The 23674-nt window shown below is 30.5% G+C and carries 14 protein-coding genes; 7 read left to right on the forward strand and 7 right to left on the reverse strand.

Going from position 1 to position 23674, the window contains the following annotated elements; all coding sequences use genetic code 11:
- Nucleotides 1-424: 424 nt before the first annotated feature.
- From ileS to ispH, 3 genes are all read left to right on the forward strand, one after another.
- Entirely contained in the window at nt 425-3241 is a 2817-nt protein-coding gene (ileS, locus tag ERCISPPS3390_RS02290) for an isoleucine--tRNA ligase (protein WP_197095216.1), read from the forward strand.
- Nucleotides 3238-3726 (forward strand): signal peptidase II, encoded by a 489-nt coding sequence (gene lspA, locus ERCISPPS3390_RS02295; protein ID WP_197095217.1) that lies wholly within the window; start codon nt 3238-3240, stop codon nt 3724-3726. Before ileS ends, lspA begins: the two co-directional genes overlap by 4 nt.
- A gap of 830 nt (nt 3727-4556) precedes the next feature.
- Nucleotides 4557-5510, forward strand: coding sequence for a 4-hydroxy-3-methylbut-2-enyl diphosphate reductase (gene ispH / locus ERCISPPS3390_RS02300; protein WP_197095218.1), 954 nt, complete (start codon nt 4557-4559; stop codon nt 5508-5510).
- A 184-nt stretch (nt 5511-5694) separates the two neighbouring features.
- On the opposite strand, the gene corA is transcribed toward ispH, so the two are convergent.
- Nucleotides 5695-6654: a magnesium/cobalt transporter CorA gene (corA, locus tag ERCISPPS3390_RS02305; protein ID WP_197095219.1), complete on the reverse strand. Its 960-nt coding sequence runs from the start codon at nt 6652-6654 to the stop codon at nt 5695-5697.
- 1558 nt (nt 6655-8212) lie between these two features.
- Here corA and ompA point away from each other — a divergent pair.
- Nucleotides 8213-9262: a porin OmpA gene (ompA, locus tag ERCISPPS3390_RS02310; protein ID WP_197095220.1), complete on the forward strand. Its 1050-nt coding sequence runs from the start codon at nt 8213-8215 to the stop codon at nt 9260-9262.
- Between the two features lie 1046 nt (nt 9263-10308).
- On the forward strand, nt 10309-11613 hold the full coding sequence (tig, locus tag ERCISPPS3390_RS02315) for a trigger factor (RefSeq protein ID WP_197095221.1): 1305 nt from the start codon (nt 10309-10311) through the stop codon (nt 11611-11613).
- A 125-nt stretch (nt 11614-11738) separates the two neighbouring features.
- On the opposite strand, the gene nadK is transcribed toward tig, so the two are convergent.
- On the reverse strand, nt 11739-12620 hold the full coding sequence (gene nadK / locus ERCISPPS3390_RS02320; protein WP_197095222.1) for an NAD(+) kinase: 882 nt from the start codon (nt 12618-12620) through the stop codon (nt 11739-11741).
- 121 nt (nt 12621-12741) lie between these two features.
- Here nadK and grpE point away from each other — a divergent pair, with 121 nt between their 5' ends.
- Nucleotides 12742-13338, forward strand: a complete 597-nt coding sequence (gene grpE, locus ERCISPPS3390_RS02325) for a nucleotide exchange factor GrpE (RefSeq protein WP_197095223.1) — start codon at nt 12742-12744, stop codon at nt 13336-13338.
- A 212-nt stretch (nt 13339-13550) separates the two neighbouring features.
- Here grpE and ung read toward each other — a convergent pair whose 3' ends face one another.
- From ung to ERCISPPS3390_RS02350, 5 genes are all read right to left on the reverse strand, one after another.
- Entirely contained in the window at nt 13551-14219 is a 669-nt protein-coding gene (gene ung / locus ERCISPPS3390_RS02330; RefSeq protein WP_197095224.1) for a uracil-DNA glycosylase, read from the reverse strand.
- A gap of 1229 nt (nt 14220-15448) precedes the next feature.
- Nucleotides 15449-16789, reverse strand: coding sequence for a metalloprotease PmbA (pmbA, locus tag ERCISPPS3390_RS02335; protein ID WP_197095406.1), 1341 nt, complete (start codon nt 16787-16789; stop codon nt 15449-15451).
- 1848 nt (nt 16790-18637) lie between these two features.
- Nucleotides 18638-19054 (reverse strand): acyl-CoA thioester hydrolase YciA, encoded by a 417-nt coding sequence (yciA, locus tag ERCISPPS3390_RS02340; protein WP_197095225.1) that lies wholly within the window; start codon nt 19052-19054, stop codon nt 18638-18640.
- A gap of 86 nt (nt 19055-19140) precedes the next feature.
- Nucleotides 19141-19677 carry a septation protein A gene (locus tag ERCISPPS3390_RS02345; protein ID WP_197095226.1) on the reverse strand — a complete coding sequence of 179 codons (537 nt, stop codon included), beginning with the start codon at nt 19675-19677 and terminating at the stop codon, nt 19141-19143.
- A gap of 52 nt (nt 19678-19729) precedes the next feature.
- Nucleotides 19730-20473, reverse strand: a complete 744-nt coding sequence (locus ERCISPPS3390_RS02350; RefSeq protein ID WP_197095227.1) for a YciC family protein — start codon at nt 20471-20473, stop codon at nt 19730-19732.
- A 1141-nt stretch (nt 20474-21614) separates the two neighbouring features.
- Here ERCISPPS3390_RS02350 and der point away from each other — a divergent pair.
- Complete coding sequence (gene der, locus ERCISPPS3390_RS02355) at nt 21615-23123, forward strand: ribosome biogenesis GTPase Der (protein WP_197095407.1); 1509 nt, start codon at nt 21615-21617, stop codon at nt 23121-23123.
- Nucleotides 23124-23674 lie beyond the last annotated feature (551 nt).

The raw sequence follows: 23674 nt of genomic DNA on the forward strand, positions 1-23674 counted from the left end.
GCGATGTTCTCTTTTTACATAACTAATATGTAATTATGATGATATTTACAAAAATATACAAAAGCATTATAAGAAATCAATACGGAACAAAAGGTTGAATAAAATTCAAATATTTTATTTTTATTAATTTAATTTTATTAAAAATTAAATACAACAACTTATATGATAACGTATCACTACTATATAAAATAATCGGACTATATAAATCATCCATTATCTTTAATTTTATATCAGCTATTTAAAAGAAAAGAATTCAAAAAATAAAAACAAATAAAAGTATTATATCATGAATATTATAACATATTATCAATCACTTATATATTAACTATTATACCACAAAGTAAGATTCACATTAGTTTTAGTTAATAAGTTAATATGTATTTATTTATTAATACAACCAGCAAATATGAAATCGAGAATCTTAATGATTGACTATAAAACTACCTTGAATTTACCAATGACAAATTTCCCAATGAGAGGTCATTTAGCGAAAAAAGAACCAAATATCTTAAAACGTTGGCATAATGATAAGCTATACAATATAATCCGAACAGCAAAAATAGGACAAAAAATATTTGTGCTACATGATGGACCTCCTTATGCTAATGGTAATATTCATATCGGTCATGCAGTTAATAAAATTCTAAAAGATATTATTATTAAATCAAAAACCCTATCAGGTTATAATGCACCTTATATTCCTGGTTGGGACTGTCATGGTCTACCAATTGAGCATCAGGTTGAAAAGCTCCTCGGCAAACCTGGTGAAAAAATTAGCCCAGCAGAATTTCGAATAGCTTGTAGGAAATATGCCAATAAACAAGTTGATGAGCAAAAATCTGATTTTATGCGTCTTGGTGTATTAGGGGACTGGGATAATCCTTATCAGACTATGAATTTTCAAACGGAAGCTAATATTATCCGTACATTGAGCAAAATCATTAAAAATGGTCATGTATATCAAGGTATCAAGCCAGTACAATGGTGTTTAGATTGTCGATCTGCTATGGCAGATGCTGAAATTGAATATCTAAATAAAAGATCTCCGTCTATAACTGTTCTATTTAATGCTGTAGATAAAAAAGTAGTACAGAGAAAGTTTACTACTAGTTACGTTCACGGTCCAATTTCTATAATAATATGGACAACAACTCCATGGACTCTACCTGCAAATCGCGCTATTTCAGTACATCCAAAATTCAGCTATCAGTTGATCCAAATTATGGATAGAGCGATTATACTTGCCAAAGATATGGTTGATACAATTATGGCTCGTATTGGGGTAAGTCAATGGACTGTATTAGGATCTTTGCAAGGAAAGTCTTTAGAAATGATGAAGTTTCAACATCCATTTCTAGCTCATGTTTCTCCTGTAATTCTTGGTGAACATATTGCACTAGACGCAGGCACTGGTGCGGTACATACCGCCCCTGACCATGGCTTAGATGATTATACCGTTAGTCAAAAATATTCTATTCAAACTATTAATCCAGTAGGACCAGATGGTTGCTATCTACCTGGAATTTGGTCAAAAATAGATGGTATAAACGTTTTTCGAGCTAACGATATTATTCTTGACATATTAGATAAAAAAGGCGCCTTACTGCACATGGAAACCATTGATCATAGCTATCCACACTGCTGGCGTCATAAAACTCCAATTATCTTTCGTGCTACTCCACAATGGTTTATTAGTATGGATCAAAAAGGATTGCGTACACAGTGTTTAGAGAGCATTAAATCAGTATCTTGGACACCACAATGGGGCGAAACAAGGATTCATAACATGTTGTCTCATCGACCAGATTGGTGTATCTCCCGTCAGAGAACTTGGGGTGTGCCTATACCTCTCTTTGTGCATAAAGAGAGCAATCAAATACACCCTAGATCACTAGAGATAATGGAGAAAGTTGCCAAAAGAGTAGAGAGGATTGGTATTCAAGCTTGGTGGGATTTACATAGCTACGAGATGATCGATGTTGATACAGAACATTATAGTAAAATATCTGATACATTGGATGTTTGGTTTGATTCAGGATCAACTATTCATTCAGTGATTAAAAATCATCCTGAATATTATGGTAATACACCAGATATATATCTAGAAGGTTCAGATCAGCACCGCGGATGGTTTATGTCTTCTTTATTAATATCCACAGCCACAGAAGGAGTGGCGCCATATCGACAAGTAATAACTCATGGATTTACCGTAGATGGCCAAGGTCGAAAAATGTCAAAATCTCAGGGCAATTCCATCAGACCGCTAGATATTATTAATACATGTGGTGCAGATATTCTTCGTCTTTGGACAGCATCAACTAATTATTCAGGAGAAATTGCTTTTTCTGATCAAATTCTAAAAGGATCTTCCGATAGCTATCGTCGAATCCGTAATACGGCGCGTTTTCTAATAGCTAATCTAACAGGATTTTCTCCAATAAAAGACAAAGTAAGCAAAGAAAAGATGTTAATATTAGATCAGTGGGCAGTAGGTCGTGCCTTGGCAGCACAAAATGCTATTATTGCCTCATACGAAACTTATCAATTTCATGAAGTAGTGCAACGTATAGTACATTTCTGCTCTATTGAGATGGGAGCTTTCTATCTAGATGTTATCAAAGATCGTCAGTATACCACTAAAGCTAATAGTGTAGCCCGCCGAAGTTGTCAAACAGCATTATGGTATATTTCCGAAGCTTTAGTGCGTTGGATAGCACCTATTCTTTCCTTTACCGCAGATGAAATATGGCAATACTTACCCGGTAATAGGGCAAAATACGTCTTCACTGAAGAATGGTATGACAATTTATTTAGCTTATCTGATCACGAAATAATGAATAACATGTATTGGGATCAGATACTAAAGGTACGCGGAGCAGTTAATAAAATTATAGAACAGGCTCGTATTGATCAACTCATCAGAAATTCACTAGAAGTTAATATAACTCTCTACGCAGATTCAGAGTTATCAGATAAATTACTTTGTTTAAACGAAGAATTGCGTTTTGTTTTACTTACATCTAAAGCGGTAGTTTTAGATATAAGGCATGCACCTACTCACGCCCATCAGAGCCCGCTCTTAAAAAATCTTAAAATCGTACTTCATAAATCTAACGATAAAAAATGCTCAAGATGCTGGCATCACACAAATGATATTGGCCAACATATAATATATCCAGACATTTGTTATCGTTGTATTACTAATATCATTGGTGACGGTGAAGAGCGAAAATTTGCATGATCAATTTAAATTTACATTGTCACAGATTGCGCTCGGTATGGTTGGCACTTTTTGTAGTAATTATCGATGTGAGTAGTAAAGAATGGATTATTAAGCATCTTATGCTGCATGAGTCCATATCAATTATGCCACTTTTTAACTTTTATTATACTCGTAATTTTGGTGCAGCATTCAGTTTTTTATCTAGTCAGGACGAGTGGCATCGTTGGTTATTATCTAGTATTACTAGTATTCTAGTTATGGTCTTATTAGTTATAATATATTTTAACTATACTGATGATAAATGTAATAATCTTTTCTATACTTTAATACTAGGCGGCGCATTAGGTAATCTTTACGATCGTATTTATCGTGGCTTTGTCATTGATTTTATTGACTTTTATGTTGGTGAGTGGCATTTTGCGACATTTAATATTGCAGATAGTGCAATCTGCATGGGGTCTATTTTTCTTATACTAAGCAAAATAATAAATAATAAAAAATAAAAACAGAATAAATTGCAATTATATTATAATAGGGTATTTTACAAATATCTTTTATAATTAAATTACTCAATGTTTTTAGAAAGTAATCTCAAACTTGATCTCTTAAGATAAAACTTATCGTCAGCTTCACATTATTTCTCAGTAATGACTAATTAATATAAGTTCTATCTTAACTTTAAAATTATTCACTATCATTCAAAGAATGTCAAAAAGAAAACTTTCAAGACAACCGCATCCTTAGTCATTAATATATAGGATTGCCCTATAAATTAATAACTCATCGATCTATTTTATATATAGCAGAAACACTTAATAAAAAATTTTAATATAAATTATATATAATTGAGTAAAATTGTAATTTTAAAATTACACAAGAACTAATGCCAACTGGTAGTGGATAACACTCACAACTCAATGATATTTTTCTTATAGAATTCTCCTAATAAAAGCAAAAAGATAACATATATCCATCTATCTATAAACTGCATACAATAAATTAAGAATATATCTATTGATTTATCTTATTCTAGAATAGAGTCAATTTAGAGATTAAAATAGATATATTAAATAATTCTGTATATGTTTCTGTTAAGTGCCTCGATTTTCAATAAAAAAGAAAAAATTAAACACTGTTCTCATGCGTCAATATATACAAAAACTCCTAGGGTCTGATGATTATTAATATAATAGATTTTAATTTCATAAAAGTTTCTTAATGCGGTTCAATATCTCTTAAAGAATCTATTATTTTTCTATTCTATGTTTAAAATATTAGAAATATATCATGGTTAATGTTAATTACTGCAATCTGATCGTATTGGAGATCAATTATGAAAATCTTACTAGCTAATCCACGCGGTTTTTGTGCTGGCGTTGATCGAGCAATTAGTATCGTTGAACGCGTTTTAGATATATATGGCGCACCAATCTACGTGCGTCATGAAATAGTACATAATCGTTATGTCGTGAATAAATTAAAAAATCGAGGAGTTGTTTTTATTGAAGAAATAGATCAAATACCAGATAGATCTATTGTGATTTTTTCTGCTCATGGTGTCTCTAAATTAGTTTGTGATAAAACAATAGAACGAGATTTTTTAAAAGTATATGATGCCACCTGCCCATTAGTAAAAAAGGTTCACCTAGAAGTATTACACGCTAGCCAACAAGGTATAGAGGCTATTTTTATTGGCCATGAAGGTCACCCAGAGGTGGAAGGCACTATGGGACAATATACAAACCAATATGGTGGAATATATTTAGTTAGTACATTAAGTGATGTATTTAAACTGCAGGTAAAAGATAAAGAGAACCTACGATTTATGATGCAAACCACTCTATCAATTGACGACAGTCAGAAAATTATTAATGCTTTGCGTTCTCGATTTCCTAAAATTACCGGATCACGTAAAAATGATATCTGTTATGCCACAACTAATCGACAGAAAGCAGTTAAAGATCTTGCGCATTACTCTGATTTAATATTAGTCGTTGGTTCAAAAAATTCCTCTAATTCTAACCGATTAGTAGAACTTTCTAGACAATTAGGATGTCAATCGTATTTAATTAACTCTGATCAGGATATTCAGGAAAAGTGGTTGCGCAATATAAACTGTATTGGTATCACTGCTGGAGCATCAGCGCCAGATATTCTTGTAAGACAGGTCATTCAAAAACTCATGCAACTTGGTGCCACATGCAGCTTAGAGCTTCTTGGTCATGCAGAAAATGTAATATTTCAAATACCAAAAGAATTACAAATCAAAACTGAAAATTCTTATTAATTACTCCATTCAGGGTCGCAATCACGTAGATAAAGATATAAATACAAATTATTTTTAGTATTTAGAGCACTTAAAAGTCATCATGATGACATCATCCAATCTATTATTTAGATATACGCTTAATTAAAAAAATTCAAATCAATCCTTATTATCTACATAGAACCTAAAAACATGAAAAATAACTTTATAACCACTTTTTTCGCTTAAAATAAGCATAAGGGGCTAGACCTGCTAATATCATTAGCAGTATTGCTGATGGATATCCTAAACTCCATCGCAGTTCTGGCATAAATGAAAAATTCATCCCATAGCTCGATGCTACTAATGTTGGGGGTAAAAAAACTACTGATACTACCGAAAAAATTTTAATAATACGACTTTGTTCAATATTAATAAAACCCATTGCTGCTTGCATTAAAAAATTTACCTTCTGAAAAAGTGATTCAGTATGCGGTAGTAACGATTCCACATCACGCAAAATTTCACGCGCTTGTGCTAACTGATTGTAAGGTAGCCGAGTCTTTCGCACCAAGAAGTTTAATGCTCTTTGGGTATCCATTAAGCAAAGGCGTACTTTCCATCCTATGTCCTCTTGACCTGCCAGCGCTAAGAGAGCATTATCAAATTCATCCCCCTGCTGACCTTCCATAATTACTCTACTAAATTTTTCTAGATTACTAGAGATGTTTTCTATTTCATCAGCTAACTGCTCAATTTTTGTTTCGAACAAATCAAGTAAAATCTCATAGGCATTACCATCAATTAATACTTGATTTCGCGCTCGCATGCGATATAAGCGGAAAGCTGGCAGCTCTCTTTCACGTAAGGTATACAAACGACCTCCACGGATAGTAAATGCTACTGTTGAATTGCCAACATGATCATCCACGTCCTCATATAGAAAAAAAGAATGAATATGCAAGCCATCTTCATCTTCGAAGAATCGAGCTGAAGCCTCTATATCTTCTAATTCTGGACTTGTAGCTAAAACTTGACCTAGTACGCTGTGTACACGAGCACGTTGTGTTTCTTCCGGCCCAACGAGATCTACCCAAATTGATTCACTAAGATTATCGCTACTATTGGGATCCCCCAAAACAAGTCGACGCAGACGACTGCTCTCTAGTTTAAATGCGTTCAACATAGCTATTCTCAAGTTAAGATGATAAATTAGGTAAAGCGCTGAATACAGTTTGATTTAATAAAGTGAGATTCATCATGAGATTCATCATGCATCACCTTATGCTATGCAAAGTTTGTTTTGAGTATCTACTATTACGATAGTCATAGTAAAATACAGGATAAATTTTATATAATCCTCTGAATTTTAACTAGAATCACTGTATTTTTCTAGCCTTCTGGTAATTTTAATAAAAAACAGATCTCTCTCTAAAACATTTAACTTATGCAAATTTATACGAGAGCTTAACATTCTTGATTAAATTATTTTTACTTATGGTCACCGTTATAAGTATCCTTTAATTATAATTAATATTTGAGATACATAACATATTACCCTATGTGTATATTTATATATTTTATGAGATCGATCAACTAGAGGTCTGCTGTAGCATAAAAACTAATTAAACATATTATTTACTAACAACATCTTAACAAAATAAATAAATTTTTAATTATCATTTTTATCCCAAATTAACCTTCTGTATAAAAAACATACATCATACATGATACCTATGATTGCTAATCAACTTTTATTAGCGCTTTTCTGTACTAAAACTACCAAAACATGTCTTTTGACATCTTCTTCCGTTCTCAAAAATACTAAAGCAAAATTTAATATTTTTATAAAAAATGCTAGATCGACTCTGCTTTTGCGGTGTATCCTAATATGTGTGATTTCTATCATTAGAATATTTCATTTCTCTTACGTATGCAGTCTATTTATATTAGCACTATAACATTTACATCATTTTTATTTATTATCTACTCTAGAAAAATTATGATTTTAATACAATTAAATACAGTATTATATTGTAAAATAAAATATTTTAGCTATTAAATTGTCCTGGACGATACTTAAAGCATATATAAAAGCAGAAAACCTGGTCTTCATAGAACTATATATGCTATACATATCATTCGTGCATTTTAATTTCACAAAAACATTATGGCTATTTATACAGATCTAGAAAAACTTATTTGTTATACTTGTAAAAATTTTACTCAATTCAGATTAGATTATATTATAATCATTATCAACTTCCTATTCACTAACCTGGAGACAAGCGCATAATACAGAGCATATAACTACTAACACCATATATAATATAGTACATGTACTAAAAAATGTTTTCTGAGATGTCTACCAGATATCACACAGAATGATCTTAAAGATTATTAATACTACATAGAACACTTTATCGTTCTAATTGTAATCACAGTATTAAACATTACAACCATGAGCCTAAGTTAATATATTAAAATAATATTTTATTATCTCATACCCATTCCTCAAACACAGAAGCTTTGTTATAGTTTATATTTCCGCTTATTATTATATCAGGGTATGCAACAACATACTTGTAAGTTTTTCAGTACGTTGTAGACTTTAGTGCGTTAAGATACCAAGTTCTTATATAATTATGCAGAAAAATAAATAACCTGAATCACTTGGAAAGAGATGAACCGAAAGAGCTAACTTATGCTCATTGCTTATTTAAAATGATAACGAGGCCTAAAAAATGAAAAAAACAGCTATCGCAATTGCAGTGGCATTGGCTAGTTTTGCTACAGTAGCGCGAGCCACTCCTAAAGATAACACTTGGTATAGTGGTGTTAAATTGGGCTGGTCTCATTACGATGATACCGGTTACTCTAATATCTCATACCAAAAAAATGATGGCCCGAATCATCGGAGCCAGCTAGGTTCCGGTATATTTTTTGGTTATCAAGCAAATCCGCATTTGAGTTTTGATTTAGGATATGACTGGTTGGGTCGCATGCCAAATAAAGGTAAGACTGTTCATGGTGCCTTTAAAGCACAAGGAGTCCAGCTAGCAGCAAAAATTAACTATCCCATTTCTAATAATCTTGATGCATATACCCGTTTAGGTAGCATGATGTGGCATGCGAATACAGCACAGACTAATCCAACCAATGCTAAACTGCGCTCCAAAGATACCGGTGTATCACCACTTATAGCACTGGGAATGGAATATACTATCAATAAAAATTGGTCGACACGATTAGATTACCAATGGGTAAATAATGTTGGAAATGCTAGAACTATTGGTGCACGTCCTGACAGTAGTTTGCTCAATATCGGTGTGGCTTATCATTTTGGTAAAGATGAAGAAGAGAGCATTATTCCTTTATCACCTTCCGCTCCAGAAAATAATCATTTCACTTTAAAATCTGATGTACTATTTGCGTTTAATCAAGCTAATCTAAATGCAGATGGTCAGAAGATCTTAGATCAATTATACACTAAAGTTAATAGTCTAGACACAAAAGATGCTTCTATAGTAGTAGTAGGTTATAGTGACCGTATTGGTTCGGAACAATATAATCAAAAACTATCTGAAAAACGAACTCAAGCAGTTGTAGACTATTTAATAAATAAGGGCGTACCTAGCGATCAGATTTCTTCACATAGTGAAGGAAGTGCTAACCCAGCTTCTACACATACATGTGATGCAGTGCATAATCAACAAGAATTGATTGTCTGTTTAGCACCAGATCGACGTGTGGAAATTGAAGTTAAAGATATTCAAGATATTGAAAACCAGTAATTTAATAAAGCATTATACCTATATATACCCCTATATTAGGGGTATATATAATGTAGATATAGTTAATTATCATATAACACCGCATTACTTAACGAAAAACTTTTTATTTAAGAAATAAGAAATGCATGAACTTCTAGTATAGCATTATAAATAATAGTGAGAAATTTTTAATGAAATATATATTTCACATATTTCACAAAATACAGCATAAACATATTGAATATTATTTCAATATAACACTTTATCTGACATAAATGTAAGGGTAAATAATTACAGATGCTTATTATTTTATGATAAATAATGCTTTCAGTGTTTCTGCAAAAAGCAGACAAGGTTAAATAAACCTCTATGAGGGATTAATTTTTACATTTCAATCTTCAATTACCAATATAATTGAATATCATATATATGATATTATACATCTTGTGTTTGTTTTTATTCATAATTAAGGTGCACATATAACACGAATAAATCAAAAAACTATAGAAGAAAATTAGCATTATGTACTATACAATATCTGAGCCACTTTATATTGAATAATATTCAATAATATTTGATAGATTTAGAGTATTATCTGTTTATGTTTGATTATAAACGTAATTATTTAATTATCACGATAGAATAGTAGATAATAATACAAAAATATGATGATTTATGATTATTATCGACACAACTAGTAATATACTAGTGATGTGTAATAATATTATGCAGTAGAAGTATTATAAAGAAAAAAATTTTAATCTTTTCTATTATTAATAATAATCTATAAAAATCTTTTTTATCCTCATAAATTGATAATTATCCTGTCATGAAGCTCAAATCATGTAAGTAAATAAAATAATATAGTCTTAATTATCGATTTAAATCTATTAAAAACTTTTCAAGATAAAACGATATGACTGTGATTCATTTTGATATAATTAATTCTCTCTATTAAAAACTTTATCAATCAAAAGTTAACGCAGTATCTTCATGCAAGAATTATATTCTTAACGATATAAAATATTTTCTTAAAAATAAACGCAGTAGGTTATTCAGGGGTAAAAATGAAAGATTTAACAAAAAATATACAGGCTTTGAATAAGTGTATAACGCTCACTATTGAAAAAATAGTGATTGAAGATACAGTGAAAAAAAAACTAGCACAAATAGCAAAAAAATCACAAATCGATGGTTTTCGTCCAGGAAAAGCTCCGCTTCATATTATAGAACAGCGTCATGGTCACTCCGTTCGACAAGACGTGATTAACGAATTAATGCAGCGTTACTTGATGGATATGATGATAAAAAATCAACTCTACCCGTCCAGCAGCCCAGTATATATTGCACTCGAGAGCACAAATGATACAGATGTTACCTTTTCTGTTAAATTTGATGTGTATCCAGCTATTGAGATAAAAGGAATTGAAAATATAAAAATTGAAAAACCAATTATAACAGTTACTGAATCCGATGTTGATTCAATGATACAAATACTTCGCCAACAAAAAGCTATCTGGAAGGAAACTAATGCTCCTGTTAAAACAAAAGATCGTGTTACGCTAAAATTTAGCGGCTCAAAAAACAACCGTGCATTGTCAAATTTTAAAGAATCAAATCTTGTATTGATCATCGGGGATGGGCAGATGATCTCTGTTTTTGAAGAAGGTATTATTGGGCATAAAACAGGTGAACATTTTACAAATGAAGTATATTTTCCAAAAAATTACAATAACTTAGAGTTACAGGGGCAAACGATAAAATTTAACATTCTAGTAAAAAAAGTAGAAACATACACTCTTCCAGAAATCAATACAGGTTTTATTAAAAAATTCGGTGTTAAAGAAGGTTCCCTTAAAAAACTGCGCGCAGAAGTACGTCAAAATATGCAACGTGAACTTAACAACGCTGTGCGTCATTTTATAAAATCACAGGTTGTTACCGGGTTAGTACAAACAAACTACATAGAGATTCCAGATGAGATAGTGAATAGTAAAATGGCTCTTTTGAGAAACCAAAAAAATAATAATTATTATAATACAACCAAAAAAAAAGAGAATGCTTCTCAAGTGCTTTCTTTTGAAGAAACAAAATATAGCATACTAGTAAATTTGCTTTTTAGTCAAGTTATCCATAACTTTAATATTACAGCTAATAAAGAACGTGTTAGAGCATTAATAGAAGAAATAGCTTCTGCTTATGACGATCCAAGAGAGGTCATAACTCAATATCAAGCAAATACTGAACTCATGAAAAATATATACAATACTGATCTAGAAGAACAAGCAGTAGAAGCCATCCTCAGAAAAGCACAGATAATTGAAAAGTGCACAACCTTCGAGGATTTTATGTATCCACCTATTCAACACTAACGTGAACCCTTCTCGCGCATAATCTGCCTATATCGTACATAACATAAAATAGTTTTTACCTCATTAAAATGAATTAATCCTTTCTTTCTATGCGAAACTATAAAGAGCACGATATAAATTAATTTTTAAAAAAATTTTTTTGACCATCCAAGTTTAGAGTTCAGTATACTAAAATAATTGTAATTTTTAGGGTGAATTAAATCAAGGGAATAATTAGTGCGACGAATTAGAATATCTCCATTATTCTGAACAGGTATAGCTATCTGACCATCAAAACTAATCTTTAGGTCAGTGCAAATACATGAGAATCGTAAACAAATACTACTATTGTTGCTAATTACTAGTGGGCGAGCTGATAATGTATGCGGAAACATCGGCACAAGAGCTATAGCATCTAATGATGGTGTTAAAATAGGCCCTCCGGCAGAGAGTGCGTAAGCCGTAGAGCCTGTAGGTGTGGAAACAATAAGACCATCAGAGCGCTCTGAAAAAGCAAACATCGCATCTATATATACTTCAAATTCAATCATGTGTGCTACTGTACCTGGATGGAGTACTACTTCATTCATAGCAGTGCCAATATAAGGCGATCCTAATTGACTCAATACGTGAGCTTCTAGTAAAAAACGTTTTTCAATATCATAATGTCCTTCTAAAACATCTGAGAGCTGTTTTTGTGAATGATCTGGATCAAGATCAGCCAAAAATCCTAGCTTTCCGCGATTGATACCTATCACTTTAATATCATATCGCGCTAAATCACGCGCGGCTCCTAACATACTACCATCACCACCCACTACTATTGCAAGGTCAGCAGCACAACCAATCTCCGACAAAGTACCTGTAGCTATTCTTTCTAATATATTTAATTTATTCGCAATCTTGTTCTCAATGATAACCTGATAACCTGTATCAATTAACCAATGATACAGCATATTACAGGTACCAAGCATAGCAGGATAGCGCGGATATCCAACAATCCCAATACAACTAAAGGGCTGATTCATTTTATTAATATTCCTTGAAAAGTAAATTTCTCTAATAATGACACTTCTCTTGAAACTGTGATATAAACCCCCCATAATAAACAAAGCAGCGCAATGAATATGCACAAACGCGGAGAAATTTATGAGTAGTCAAGAACATAATATTCCTAATATACCAGTCTCAGAGACCATTGAGAGTGAAGAAATAGAAACAAAGATCAAAGAGAAGGCTACAGAAGTAATAGAGGAACGTGATAAACGCCTTACTGAATTAGAGATACAGTTAGCTGAATCTAAAAATAGTGCGCGTGATATACAACTTCGCGCTCAAGCTGAAATTGAAAATATTCGACGCCGAACGAAATCAGAAATAGAAAAAATACATAAGTTCGCTCTAGAAAGATTTATTAACGAATTATTGCCTGTGATTGACAATCTTGAAAGAGCACTGGGAATAGCAGATAAAGCTAATCCTGAGCTAATAGTAATGATTGAAGGTATTGAGCTAACAATGAAGTCATTGCTAAATGCAGTTAAAAAATTTGGAGTAGAAGTTATTAGTACAATTAACATACCATTTAACCCAGAAATTCACCAAGCTATGACGATGATAGATTCTACAGACATAGAGCCAAACCATGTAATAATGGTAATGCAAAAAGGTTATATGCTTAATAATCGTCTTCTTCGTCCTGCGATGGTAGCTGTTTCTCAAAGAAAAATCACTCATACTGATTAGATTCAGATAATAGAATTAATATAAAATAAACATTTTATAAAAACAGTAGCCTCATTACATAGCTGCTGTTTTTATAGGATTTACGCTTTGCGTACTTTTAAGCAAATGTTTGACCAAATATGTAAAATTTATAATCTTGTAGTTATCTTTAACAATTTTTAACAATCATGCTTAATGAATATTAAAATATAGAATAATATTATTGCTGATCATCATGGAACCCAATCGATAGTTGTTTTTCCTATATTATTCAACCATTGATTTGCTTTTGAAAAGTGAGAACAACCAAAAAATCCACGATACGCAGAAAATGGAGACGGATGTGATGAACGTAATATATAATGGCGCTTACTATCAATTAAACTAAATTTTTTTTGAGCATGAGAACCCCACAAGAGAAAAACTATTTTTTCACAGTATTCATTAATAATCGAAATCACTTTATTAGTAAAAATATCCCAGCCAAAATGGGCATGAGATCGGGGTTTTCCAGATTCTACGGTTAAAACACTATTTAGTAATAACACCCCTTGATCTGCCCAACTCTTTAGAAATCCGTAAGATGGCACTTGAAATCCCGGAATGTCATTAAGCAATTCTTGATATATATTCTTCAGAGACCGGGGGATTTCAATATTAGGCAACACAGAAAAAGCCAACCCATGCGCCTGATTAGGTCCAGAATAAGGATCTTGACCGAGAATAACTATTTTAACCTTCCATAGTTCTGTCAAATAAAAAGCATTAAATACAGCAGAATTAGGGGGATAGATAATCTTACCAGCTGCTCGTTCACGAGATACCATATTTTCAATATGCTTAAAATAAAATTTTTCTTTTTCACTCAGAAAAATACTACGCCAGGTCATTTTAGAAATCATTGTGTTACTCTATAATCTTTGTATGAAAATATTATTTATCAAAAAATATCTAATCGATATATTCACTTCGTATTTATAATAAGAAGATTATTCTCTTAAGAGTTATTAATATACTGAACACAGTAATACACTATATGACGATATCCACCCGCTAATATAAGATAAAGTCTTTTAAAGACATAGTTTATTACTATAATTAGCGGAAAAATCTACAATACATTTAATATGATATATTATGTCACAATAAAGAGTACTAAAATACTTTTAAACACAAAATCATGATTTTCATTTTATGAAATATAAAAATATAATAGATACAGAATTCATACATGTTTTGATAGGCTATAATTTAAGATCCGTGCAGGTTTAATACGCAACACATTAGAATAATTTATATTCTTTTACTTAAACATGATATATAATAAAGATTATTAAATATATGTTTTTAAACTGTGAATTAAAGAGATAATCAAAGCAGCATCGATCTATATTTTACTGTCTTCTTTGACAAAACAAATATCTCCCTATAATTCTTATAGATATAGTTCAATATAATCAATATTATCAATATTATAATCAAATAGCGATCATGTCTTAATGTATTATCTTTTGATTTAAAGGTTATCTATTTTCAAAAAAATCTAAATATAATTCTATAAAAAATATCTTCTATATATACAGTATAAAATTTTAATAAGTTATACTTTATTCATTGTATTTAAATAGAAGAGGAAATATATTGTAAAATTAAAAAAGATTGCTACTAGTTAATAACTTAAATGTTATCTTTCCAGTATATAGAATATAATAAATATTATTTTAATAATATTTATTAATCGATCATGTATCGTAAAATAAATAATTTGAATTATATGAAAAAAATCGATATAAACAGCATTTACATGCCATATATTGCCATCTAATATAACTTAACAATCTATGAAGATTAAAAATTGTTCATTTTTCTTTGTTAAAGATTGATTTTTAGTAATAAAAATTTATTTCATTCTGGAAATTTTAAAATAAAATTAAAAAATATATCTAACATTTATGAAGCTAGGGTAAAAGAGTTAATCTATTCTTTTAACAGTATTTTGCATATATATCTGCCGTATATAAGAAAAATTAATGAATTAAAACTCTTTTGCATTATTTAAAACAAAGTAAAATTATATATATCTCACACAAAAAATCATAAATGCTTTACTTTGCGATCTGCATTAAATACATTACTCTCCAGATATCTGCATGCTAGATAACAATACAGATCCACACTGAATATTGCTACGATTTTCGATATCATTTCCCATAGAAATCATATTTCGCCACATATGCTTTAGATTGCCAGCGATAGTAATCTTACTAACCGGATATTGTACTATTCCATTTTCTACCCAAAATCCTGACGCACCACGTGAATAATCTCCTGTCATTTTATTAACACTTTGACCTATTAATTCATTAACCAAAAGACCTGTTCCCATTTGTTGTAACATATCGTTAAAATGAATTTTATAACCAAGAAAAATCCAATTATGGATCCCATCTGCATGTCCAGTGCTTTGTAAGCCTAATCTACGTGCTGAGTAACTATCAAGAAGCCAGCTCTTTAATATGCCATCCTTAACAATATCACATTTTTTAGTTCTAACACCTTCGCTATCGAAGGGAGATGAACCTATTCCTTTTAATAAATGCGGATGCTCTTCAATGCTAAGCCATCCAGGTAAAATTTGCTGACCCATGCTCTTTAATAAAAATGTAGATCTACGATAGATCTGCCTACCACTAATAGCTAAAGCTAATAATGCAAAAAGACCTGTGGCAACTTCTGCAGAAAAGATGACGGGTGATTGCATGGTAGATAATCTCCGAGGAGATAAACGCGATAAGGTCCGAATAGCGCATTTTTGACCAATATCTTCTGGTAATTGAAGATCTTCTATTGCTCGACTGACAGTATAAGCATAATCTTGTTCCATACTGCCGTTCTCTTCTGCTATAACATGACTAGCTAATGAATACCAACTATTACAATAACTCTGTACCATTCCATGTGTATTACCAAAAACTTTAATACCCACGCGACCATCAAAATGACCACCTTCAGTCCTAATGATGCGTTGATCATATTGCAGCGCCGCCATTTCCGCCCGAGATGCCAAATCAATAAAATGATCTATATTGAGCTCTGTCGGATGATATAAGTCTAAATCAAGACTATTAAAGGCTAATAATTCACGATCTGCTACACCACGATGTTGATCATGCGAAGTATAACGCGCTATATTAAAAGCAGAGCTGACCGCCTGTTTAATGGCGTCTAAATTACAGTCAGTAGAGGAAACCGTACCTGTACAAGAGTTATAATAAATAGTAACATAAAATTCAGAATCATTATTGAATTGAATATTTTCTATAGCTCCATAATTAGTCCTAATACTAACACTACTCATTTTAAGGATTGTAATCTCCATACCATCACAATTAGATGTAATTAACTGCAGTGCTTTTCTTGCCATCTCTTCTAAAAAATATCTCTGTTCAGTAATATTGTTTTGTTCTGTCATATGAAATAATTCTTTCATTGATTCTGCCATATAATAATAAAAAGTAATATTTAGGACTATTGCCTTACTCAAAAAGAAAATATACTACCTTGATATATATATATAAGATTTGCTTTACATATAATAAAGTGTTTTATATTGAGATGGGATCTAACGACAATGTTCAGATATTTTGTACCTTAATCATTTTCATTTATAAATTATCTTAAAAAAATTCTCAAATCCTACAGAATATTTTAAATTTTTCAAAGAGAGAATATGAGTGCATATACTATATATATTTATATATAAGAACTATAACTAAACAAATCCCTTTTATACTTTCACAGTTGTAAGTGTGTTATTTATCATGATATTTTTATTATCCAAATCTTATCTAAATTTTACTATCTGGAGTGCTATTTAAATTAATCTCAAATCTAAAAAATGAAAATCATAAATCTCAACAATCTATCCCTTTTATTTGTACAATTACTAGCAATGTTAATTAACATCTAAAAGGACTTTGTTTTTTACAAGACATACCCCTAATCTTGTCTCTGTGGGTACATTTAAAATATTAACATATTAGATTAAAAGTAGATTATCACTAATCCGCAAAATAATGCATTTTACGTTTTTATATTATATATAATCTATTTAATAATCCGTCTATGATTTCTCTATTATCATCGACATCTTTAATCTAAACTTCGTAAGTAATAATATTACTACATGCAACTGGTAAAAAATAGATCTTTACGGTTAAGAGATAATTATTAATTGCATCAAAACCATACATTGATCGCATCTAAAAGAAATGAAAGAACATGAATTTTTATCTTTAGAACCTTGAAATAAATCTCAAAATAAATAAGTAAAATATAAATTCTTCATGTAAAAATAGAAAAAGCTTTTATAGGTAAAATAATTTTTATAATTAATAAATATTATTAACATTGTTTATAGAACAAATTATCTCATAATTCTTTCATGATAAGACTTTTTACATAATTTAACACTTTGTTTATTTATGCTGTATATAAAATAAGGAAATATAAAAAAATAGAGATCAATATCAATTGAATCATCAATATCGGTGGAATCATTGAAAAAGGTCAGCTACATATTTTTAATATGCATTAATTCATCCATTTATCAACACAAAGTGTTAACTTAATAAATCTAACAGAAGCATCAAAACCACTTATTTTATTAAAAAAATTTTAGAAATATAATAAAATTGATTATCTATTAAAATATTGAAACCCATAACTAGTATAATAAGATTATTATCCATAAAAATATTTCAGGAGAATTTTTTTTCTGTCTAAAAGTCGATCAATACAATTGCATATAAAAACTAAAGAAACAAATCATAATGATTACCTATTGCATCTAAAATCTAATACTTAGAAACACTCTATTTGTCCTCAGTAAAAATTTTATCCAACCTCTTCTTGAATATTCTTGAATAAAAATTCATGATCATTATAACAATAATTATTCTACGCTCCTTTCACTAAATATAATAACAGGAGCTTTTATTAAAAGTAAACATGCTATTGTAAAAAACCTCTCAGTTTTCACCAATAATGTAATCTATAGCATCTATTTATGACTCTCAGTACTCTTCAAATTAACTGCAGAATCAATTTAAAAAAATATTCAACCATACAATTTTGAAATCTAGAAAAATTGTATATATTTTAGCTTCGATTATTAACTTCTGATAATTTTATTTTAAATAACACGCACTATAAAAGAATACTCAATAGGATTAATTGCATATGATATGTATCATTGAGATTTTTTCTAATATTTGAAGAACACCCTGTAAGCGTACAATAATTTATTTTTCCAGTTAACTTAAAGAATAAAATTCTGCTTATCTTTTAATAAAGATCGTGAATGACCATTGTGATCAACTGCAACATATATAAATACTGCTTCAGTCGCACAATAATTCTGTCCAATGGGCTCTGATGATACTTTTTTTATCCATAATTCTACTTGAACGGTGATAGAGCTTTTACCAGTTCTAATACAGTTTGAATAACAAGTAACAACATCACCTACCGTAACTGGCATCAAAAAAATCATACCATCAACACGGACGGTAACTACGCGCCCTCCTGCGATTTCTTTTGCTAAAATTGCACCGCCCATATCCATTTGTGACATAAGCCAACCGCCAAAAATATCCCCATTGGCATTAGTGTCTGCTGGCATAGCAAGGGTTTGTAAAACAATTTTACCTAATGGTTGTCGTAAATCTTCATTCATGGTGTACTCTTAATTGGTTTTTAGTGCGATAAGTAGCGTACATGTAAATTGAAAAAAAATTCAAACTAAATATATTTAGCATACTATTAATGATTTTCTCTAGAAATAAAACGAAATACATAAATTCCATTTAGTAATGTAAATAGCAATGTTAAACCGCCCAACCCAAAGACTTTAAAATCTACCCAAGCATCTTGGGAGAAATAAAATATCCCATAGATATTAGCTACACCACAGAACAAAAAGAAAAGCCCCCATGCAAGATCTAAACGACGCCAAATTATTTCTGGTAAGTGGATTTGTGTGTTTAGAATTTTTTGCATCAGAGACTTTGACATAAAAAAATAACTAAATAGTAATGCAATAGAAAAAATACCGTCAATAATAGTAACTTTCCATTTTATAAAATCAGGATTATGAAAAACAATAGTAAGACCACCTAGCATAGCAACTAAAAAAAAAGTTAGTAATGATATTTTATCTAATATGCGATACAAAAGCCATTTTAATAATAGAACAACCGCTGAAACAGCAATTAATGCACTGGATGCAATAAAAATATTATATATTTTATAAATTATAAAAAAAACAAAAAGTGGTAAAAAATCAAGAAATTTCTTCATGATAGTTATCCAGATAATAGTCAAAATCATAATTAATACTACAGATTTATTTTTATGACTTTAATAACATGTATAAACGAGCTAAATAAATAATAAGTATAGAAGAAAAAAAATTACTCAATATATCTAAAAAAACTATAGCTACATCTGGAGGCAGAATAACAAGCTGTGAAGCTATTAAAAGCACTAAGAGTTTTCCAAGAATCCAAAAACTAACAACCGGTGCTATCAACTTAATATTAATCCAACCAAGTTGACCGCTAGTATATATCGCATTTATAAGACCAACCTTTTCCGTAGTTATAACCATTGGTGACAAAGCTAAAGTAATAGCTAGAAGAATGCCTGGCACAACTAAAGACATAAATCCAATTTGTATACTAAGCATCATCAAAAAAGTAAGAGACAATAGACGTAACAGATTAGAACATGACGCGCCAACTGCATGTAATGCAGTAACTGGTCTACCAGATGATGCAATGGAAATTAAACTTAACATTCCACCTAGCAATAACGCATGACCGATTAAAGAAGAAAGAGTCCCAGCTATTGAGAGTCGTAACAGAACCTTCTGTTGCTCTGGTGACATATTTTGCACCATCTCTATCAAGCTTCTTGTAGCGCCTGATAAAACATCTTCACCAAGAAGTTGAACCTCCTCAAGAGATGGCATGAAAATTTTACTAACCACTGCCATCACACATGATGTAAAAAATACTATTAATACAATATTCACTAACTGATGGCGTAAAAAATTTCCCGTGTCACGGTATAGAGTACTTGCCGTGATTAACATGTATACTCCTTGCAAGAATTCTTTAAAAATCTGAGACTCATCATGCATTGCATTATAAGCTCTCCCTACTTAAACTTCTGTAATATATATTTATTTCTAACAAAAGCAATCTTTCTTCTATCTAAGAAGAATTTTTTAGAGCACTAAAACTATCCAAATAAATAATATTTTTAAATAACATTTAAGAAATATCAAAAAGCTAATAATTTGAAAATACTTATCATATATATAACTCATAAGATAAATAAACTGACTAAATATTGAACAAATCATTGCATTTAGAATCTTGGAACATCTTTTCCTATCTATTAATCCTTTTAGATTTCTTTCGTATTTTCTGGCCACTTATGCATAAGTTTACACAATCAGATATCCATTACAAAGCACTCCGCTATTTGATTTAAAACTTTAATATTCTAATGAGGGTATATTTCAAAGCATGCGGTCTTATCCTTAATTTAATTAATGACCAATCAACTACTACTATCTCAAGAAACACATCGTTAAAATACAGGTAAATCATTTATTTTCTGAAAAATATCACTTTTATCTAAAAAAATAAATAATTCTCTTGTATTTCTACAAAGGCTGTCCTTGGAATGACTACATCTTAATAATGTCCATAGACTGAACATTTTAAAATTATAAACATTTATCGAATGCAATAATATTAAACTTTATCTTGCGTTATTTAAAAGTCAATAGAAAACATGTACTATACACGATCCTAAAATAGAAGTGATTTTATATTTTATCAAAAATTTATTTAAAGCAATATTATTTATTAATCCAGTGATTTTTTACAAGGCTTGATTCTTTTTTTATCTAATTTTTCTTCTACGTGCAGCGCCCAATTAAGTAGACTTAAAATAAAAAATTACACTGAATGCAATTTTATTACAAAATATCGCAAAATATGATAATCATCATTATGATGATCACCCAGATTTTATGTGTATCTCCATTTCATCTGAAATAAATTTTAATACTTTAAAATACCTTAGTATTTTTTTGGAAAAACATACTGATATAATAACTGATATGTTAATATAACTAAACAACAATTAAAATAATTGGTAACTTTATAGTATTGTGTTGGCGAAAGAACTGGGAATGTATAATGAGTAATGAGATGGTCAACATAGTACCTGTAGTCGCATTAATCGGGCGACCTAATGTAGGAAAATCCACCCTTTTTAACCGTTTAACACGGAGAAGAGATGCTCTGGTGGCAAATTTTCCTGGGGTTACTCGGGATCGTCAATATGGTCACTCTTATATCTCAGGGTGTATATTTATCTGTATTGATACAAGTGGTATTGATACAAGTGGTATTAATGATAGAAACAAAGATATATCCAGTCAGATGTTGCAACAATCAAAAACAGCACTCACAGAAGCGCATATAGTACTTTTTTTAGTCGACGCTCGCGCCGGATTGATGCCAGAAGATATAATCGTTGCTCAGTATTTACGTTTAAGTCAAAAATCAACTTTTGTTGTTGCTAATAAGATAGCGGGCCTTAATGTACCTTCAGCAATAGCAGAATTCTGGTCACTTGGATTAGGAGAAGTATATCCTATTGATGCCTCTCATGGAGAGGGTGTTACAAGTCTTATCAAGCTAGCTCTTTTACCATATATAAACACTAGGGTCAATAATAGGGGGCAAAAATTAAAAGATGAACCACATAACAAAACAATACAGCAAAACTTAGTTAAAACAGCTAATTTAAAAAAGTGTAAAAACAAGAATTATAGATATTCTTTAGGTATGCAATCAATACACACTGATGCCTATTCCATCAATCTACCTATTAAAATAGCAATCGTCGGTAGACCTAATGTAGGTAAATCAACACTAACTAATGCTCTTTTAGGTAAGCAACGAGTGATCGTTGGGGATCTTCCTGGTACTACCCGTGATAGTGTACATATTCCGATGGTACATAAGAATCGTCAGTACATTTTAATTGATACGGCTGGAGTACGACAACGCGGAAAGTTAACAGAATCTATAGAAAAATTTTCTGTTATTAAAACGCTACAGGCAATTGAAAACGCTAACGTAGTACTTCTTGTGCTTGATGCAAAAGAAGGTGTATCAGATCAAGACCTTTCAATTTTAAGATTTATTCTTAATAGCGGACGATCCTTAATTATTATAGTTAATAAGTGGGATATTCTATCAAACTCTTTTCGTCATAAAGTAAGAAAGATGATAGATTCTCGTATTAGCTTTATTAACTATGCAAGAGTTCACTTTATTTCCGCAATAACTAGCAGTGGCCTATTACCTCTATTTAACTCTATTACTGAAGCTTATGCTTGTGCAACACGACAAATTCATACATCTATGCTGACTCGCATTATGCAGCAAGCAACTAAGGATCACCAACCGCCACTGGTTACTACTCGGCGAGCTAAGCTAAAATATGCTCATATTGGTGGTTATAATCCTCCTGTGATCGTGATACACGGAAATCAAGTTCAAAACCTACCAGATTCTTATAAACGGTACTTAATAAACTATTTTAGACGTTCTTTAAATATAACAGGCACACCTATTCGTGTGCAATTTAAAGAAGCAAAAAATCCATATGTAGAAAAATCAAAAAATTTATTTTATCGTAAATATCAAAAAAAATAAAAACACAACCTCTATAAATCATAGAATTTCTAATACCATAAACAGTGTACATAATTAAATAATACGGCCTATTTACATCTCTTTATAGCTTTTTCATAAAATTTAAAATATATAATATGTATAAAATATAAGTATAAATAAAAATATTTATACTATTTGCTTATTTTAGATTAATATTATTGATATGCTTATTTTAAGAGGCCTAAATTGATGCTTCAGATAACAATATTCTTATTCTAGTCTTTCATTTTTATATAAAAATAAAACACTAAAATCACCATGCATCTAGGTAATATTTAAAATATGGTGATTCTGTAAGTGCTGCATGCTAAGCATTAGATATCTTATTGGATAATTGAATGTATTAAAAATGTCGCTCTCTTTTAGAGTAAAACTCTATAAAATATAAATATGTACTTATAGAATAATATTCTTTGTCTCGTCTGTATTTTTATTTTATAAAAAATATTATCTTCAAATTACAAATGCATAGCTTCGTACACACATAATGTATTGTAATACATCTTTAGTTTGATTGAGTTTTATTAATC

This window comes from Candidatus Erwinia haradaeae (assembly GCF_900698885.1).
In the GTDB taxonomy this organism is placed as follows: domain Bacteria; phylum Pseudomonadota; class Gammaproteobacteria; order Enterobacterales; family Enterobacteriaceae; genus Erwinia_E; species Erwinia_E haradaeae_H.

Bases quoted from the DNA above. Each gene is read 5' to 3' on its own strand.
- ERCISPPS3390_RS02350 (WP_197095227.1), bottom strand. From the start codon at position 20,473: ATGTTAATCACGGCAAGTACTCTATACCGTGACACGGGAAATTTTTTA.
- tig (WP_197095221.1), top strand. From the start codon at position 10,309: ATGAAAGATTTAACAAAAAATATACAGGCTTTGAATAAGTGTATAACG.
- ispH (WP_197095218.1), top strand. From the start codon at position 4,557: ATGAAAATCTTACTAGCTAATCCACGCGGTTTTTGTGCTGGCGTTGAT.
- yciA (WP_197095225.1), bottom strand. From the start codon at position 19,054: ATGAATGAAGATTTACGACAACCATTAGGTAAAATTGTTTTACAAACC.
- ung (WP_197095224.1), bottom strand. From the start codon at position 14,219: ATGATTTCTAAAATGACCTGGCGTAGTATTTTTCTGAGTGAAAAAGAA.
- nadK (WP_197095222.1), bottom strand. From the start codon at position 12,620: ATGAATCAGCCCTTTAGTTGTATTGGGATTGTTGGATATCCGCGCTAT.
- ompA (WP_197095220.1), top strand. From the start codon at position 8,213: ATGAAAAAAACAGCTATCGCAATTGCAGTGGCATTGGCTAGTTTTGCT.
- ERCISPPS3390_RS02345 (WP_197095226.1), bottom strand. From the start codon at position 19,677: ATGAAGAAATTTCTTGATTTTTTACCACTTTTTGTTTTTTTTATAATT.
- corA (WP_197095219.1), bottom strand. From the start codon at position 6,654: ATGTTGAACGCATTTAAACTAGAGAGCAGTCGTCTGCGTCGACTTGTT.
- pmbA (WP_197095406.1), bottom strand. From the start codon at position 16,789: ATGACAGAACAAAACAATATTACTGAACAGAGATATTTTTTAGAAGAG.
- lspA (WP_197095217.1), top strand. From the start codon at position 3,238: ATGATCAATTTAAATTTACATTGTCACAGATTGCGCTCGGTATGGTTG.
- ileS (WP_197095216.1), top strand. From the start codon at position 425: ATGATTGACTATAAAACTACCTTGAATTTACCAATGACAAATTTCCCA.
- grpE (WP_197095223.1), top strand. From the start codon at position 12,742: ATGAGTAGTCAAGAACATAATATTCCTAATATACCAGTCTCAGAGACC.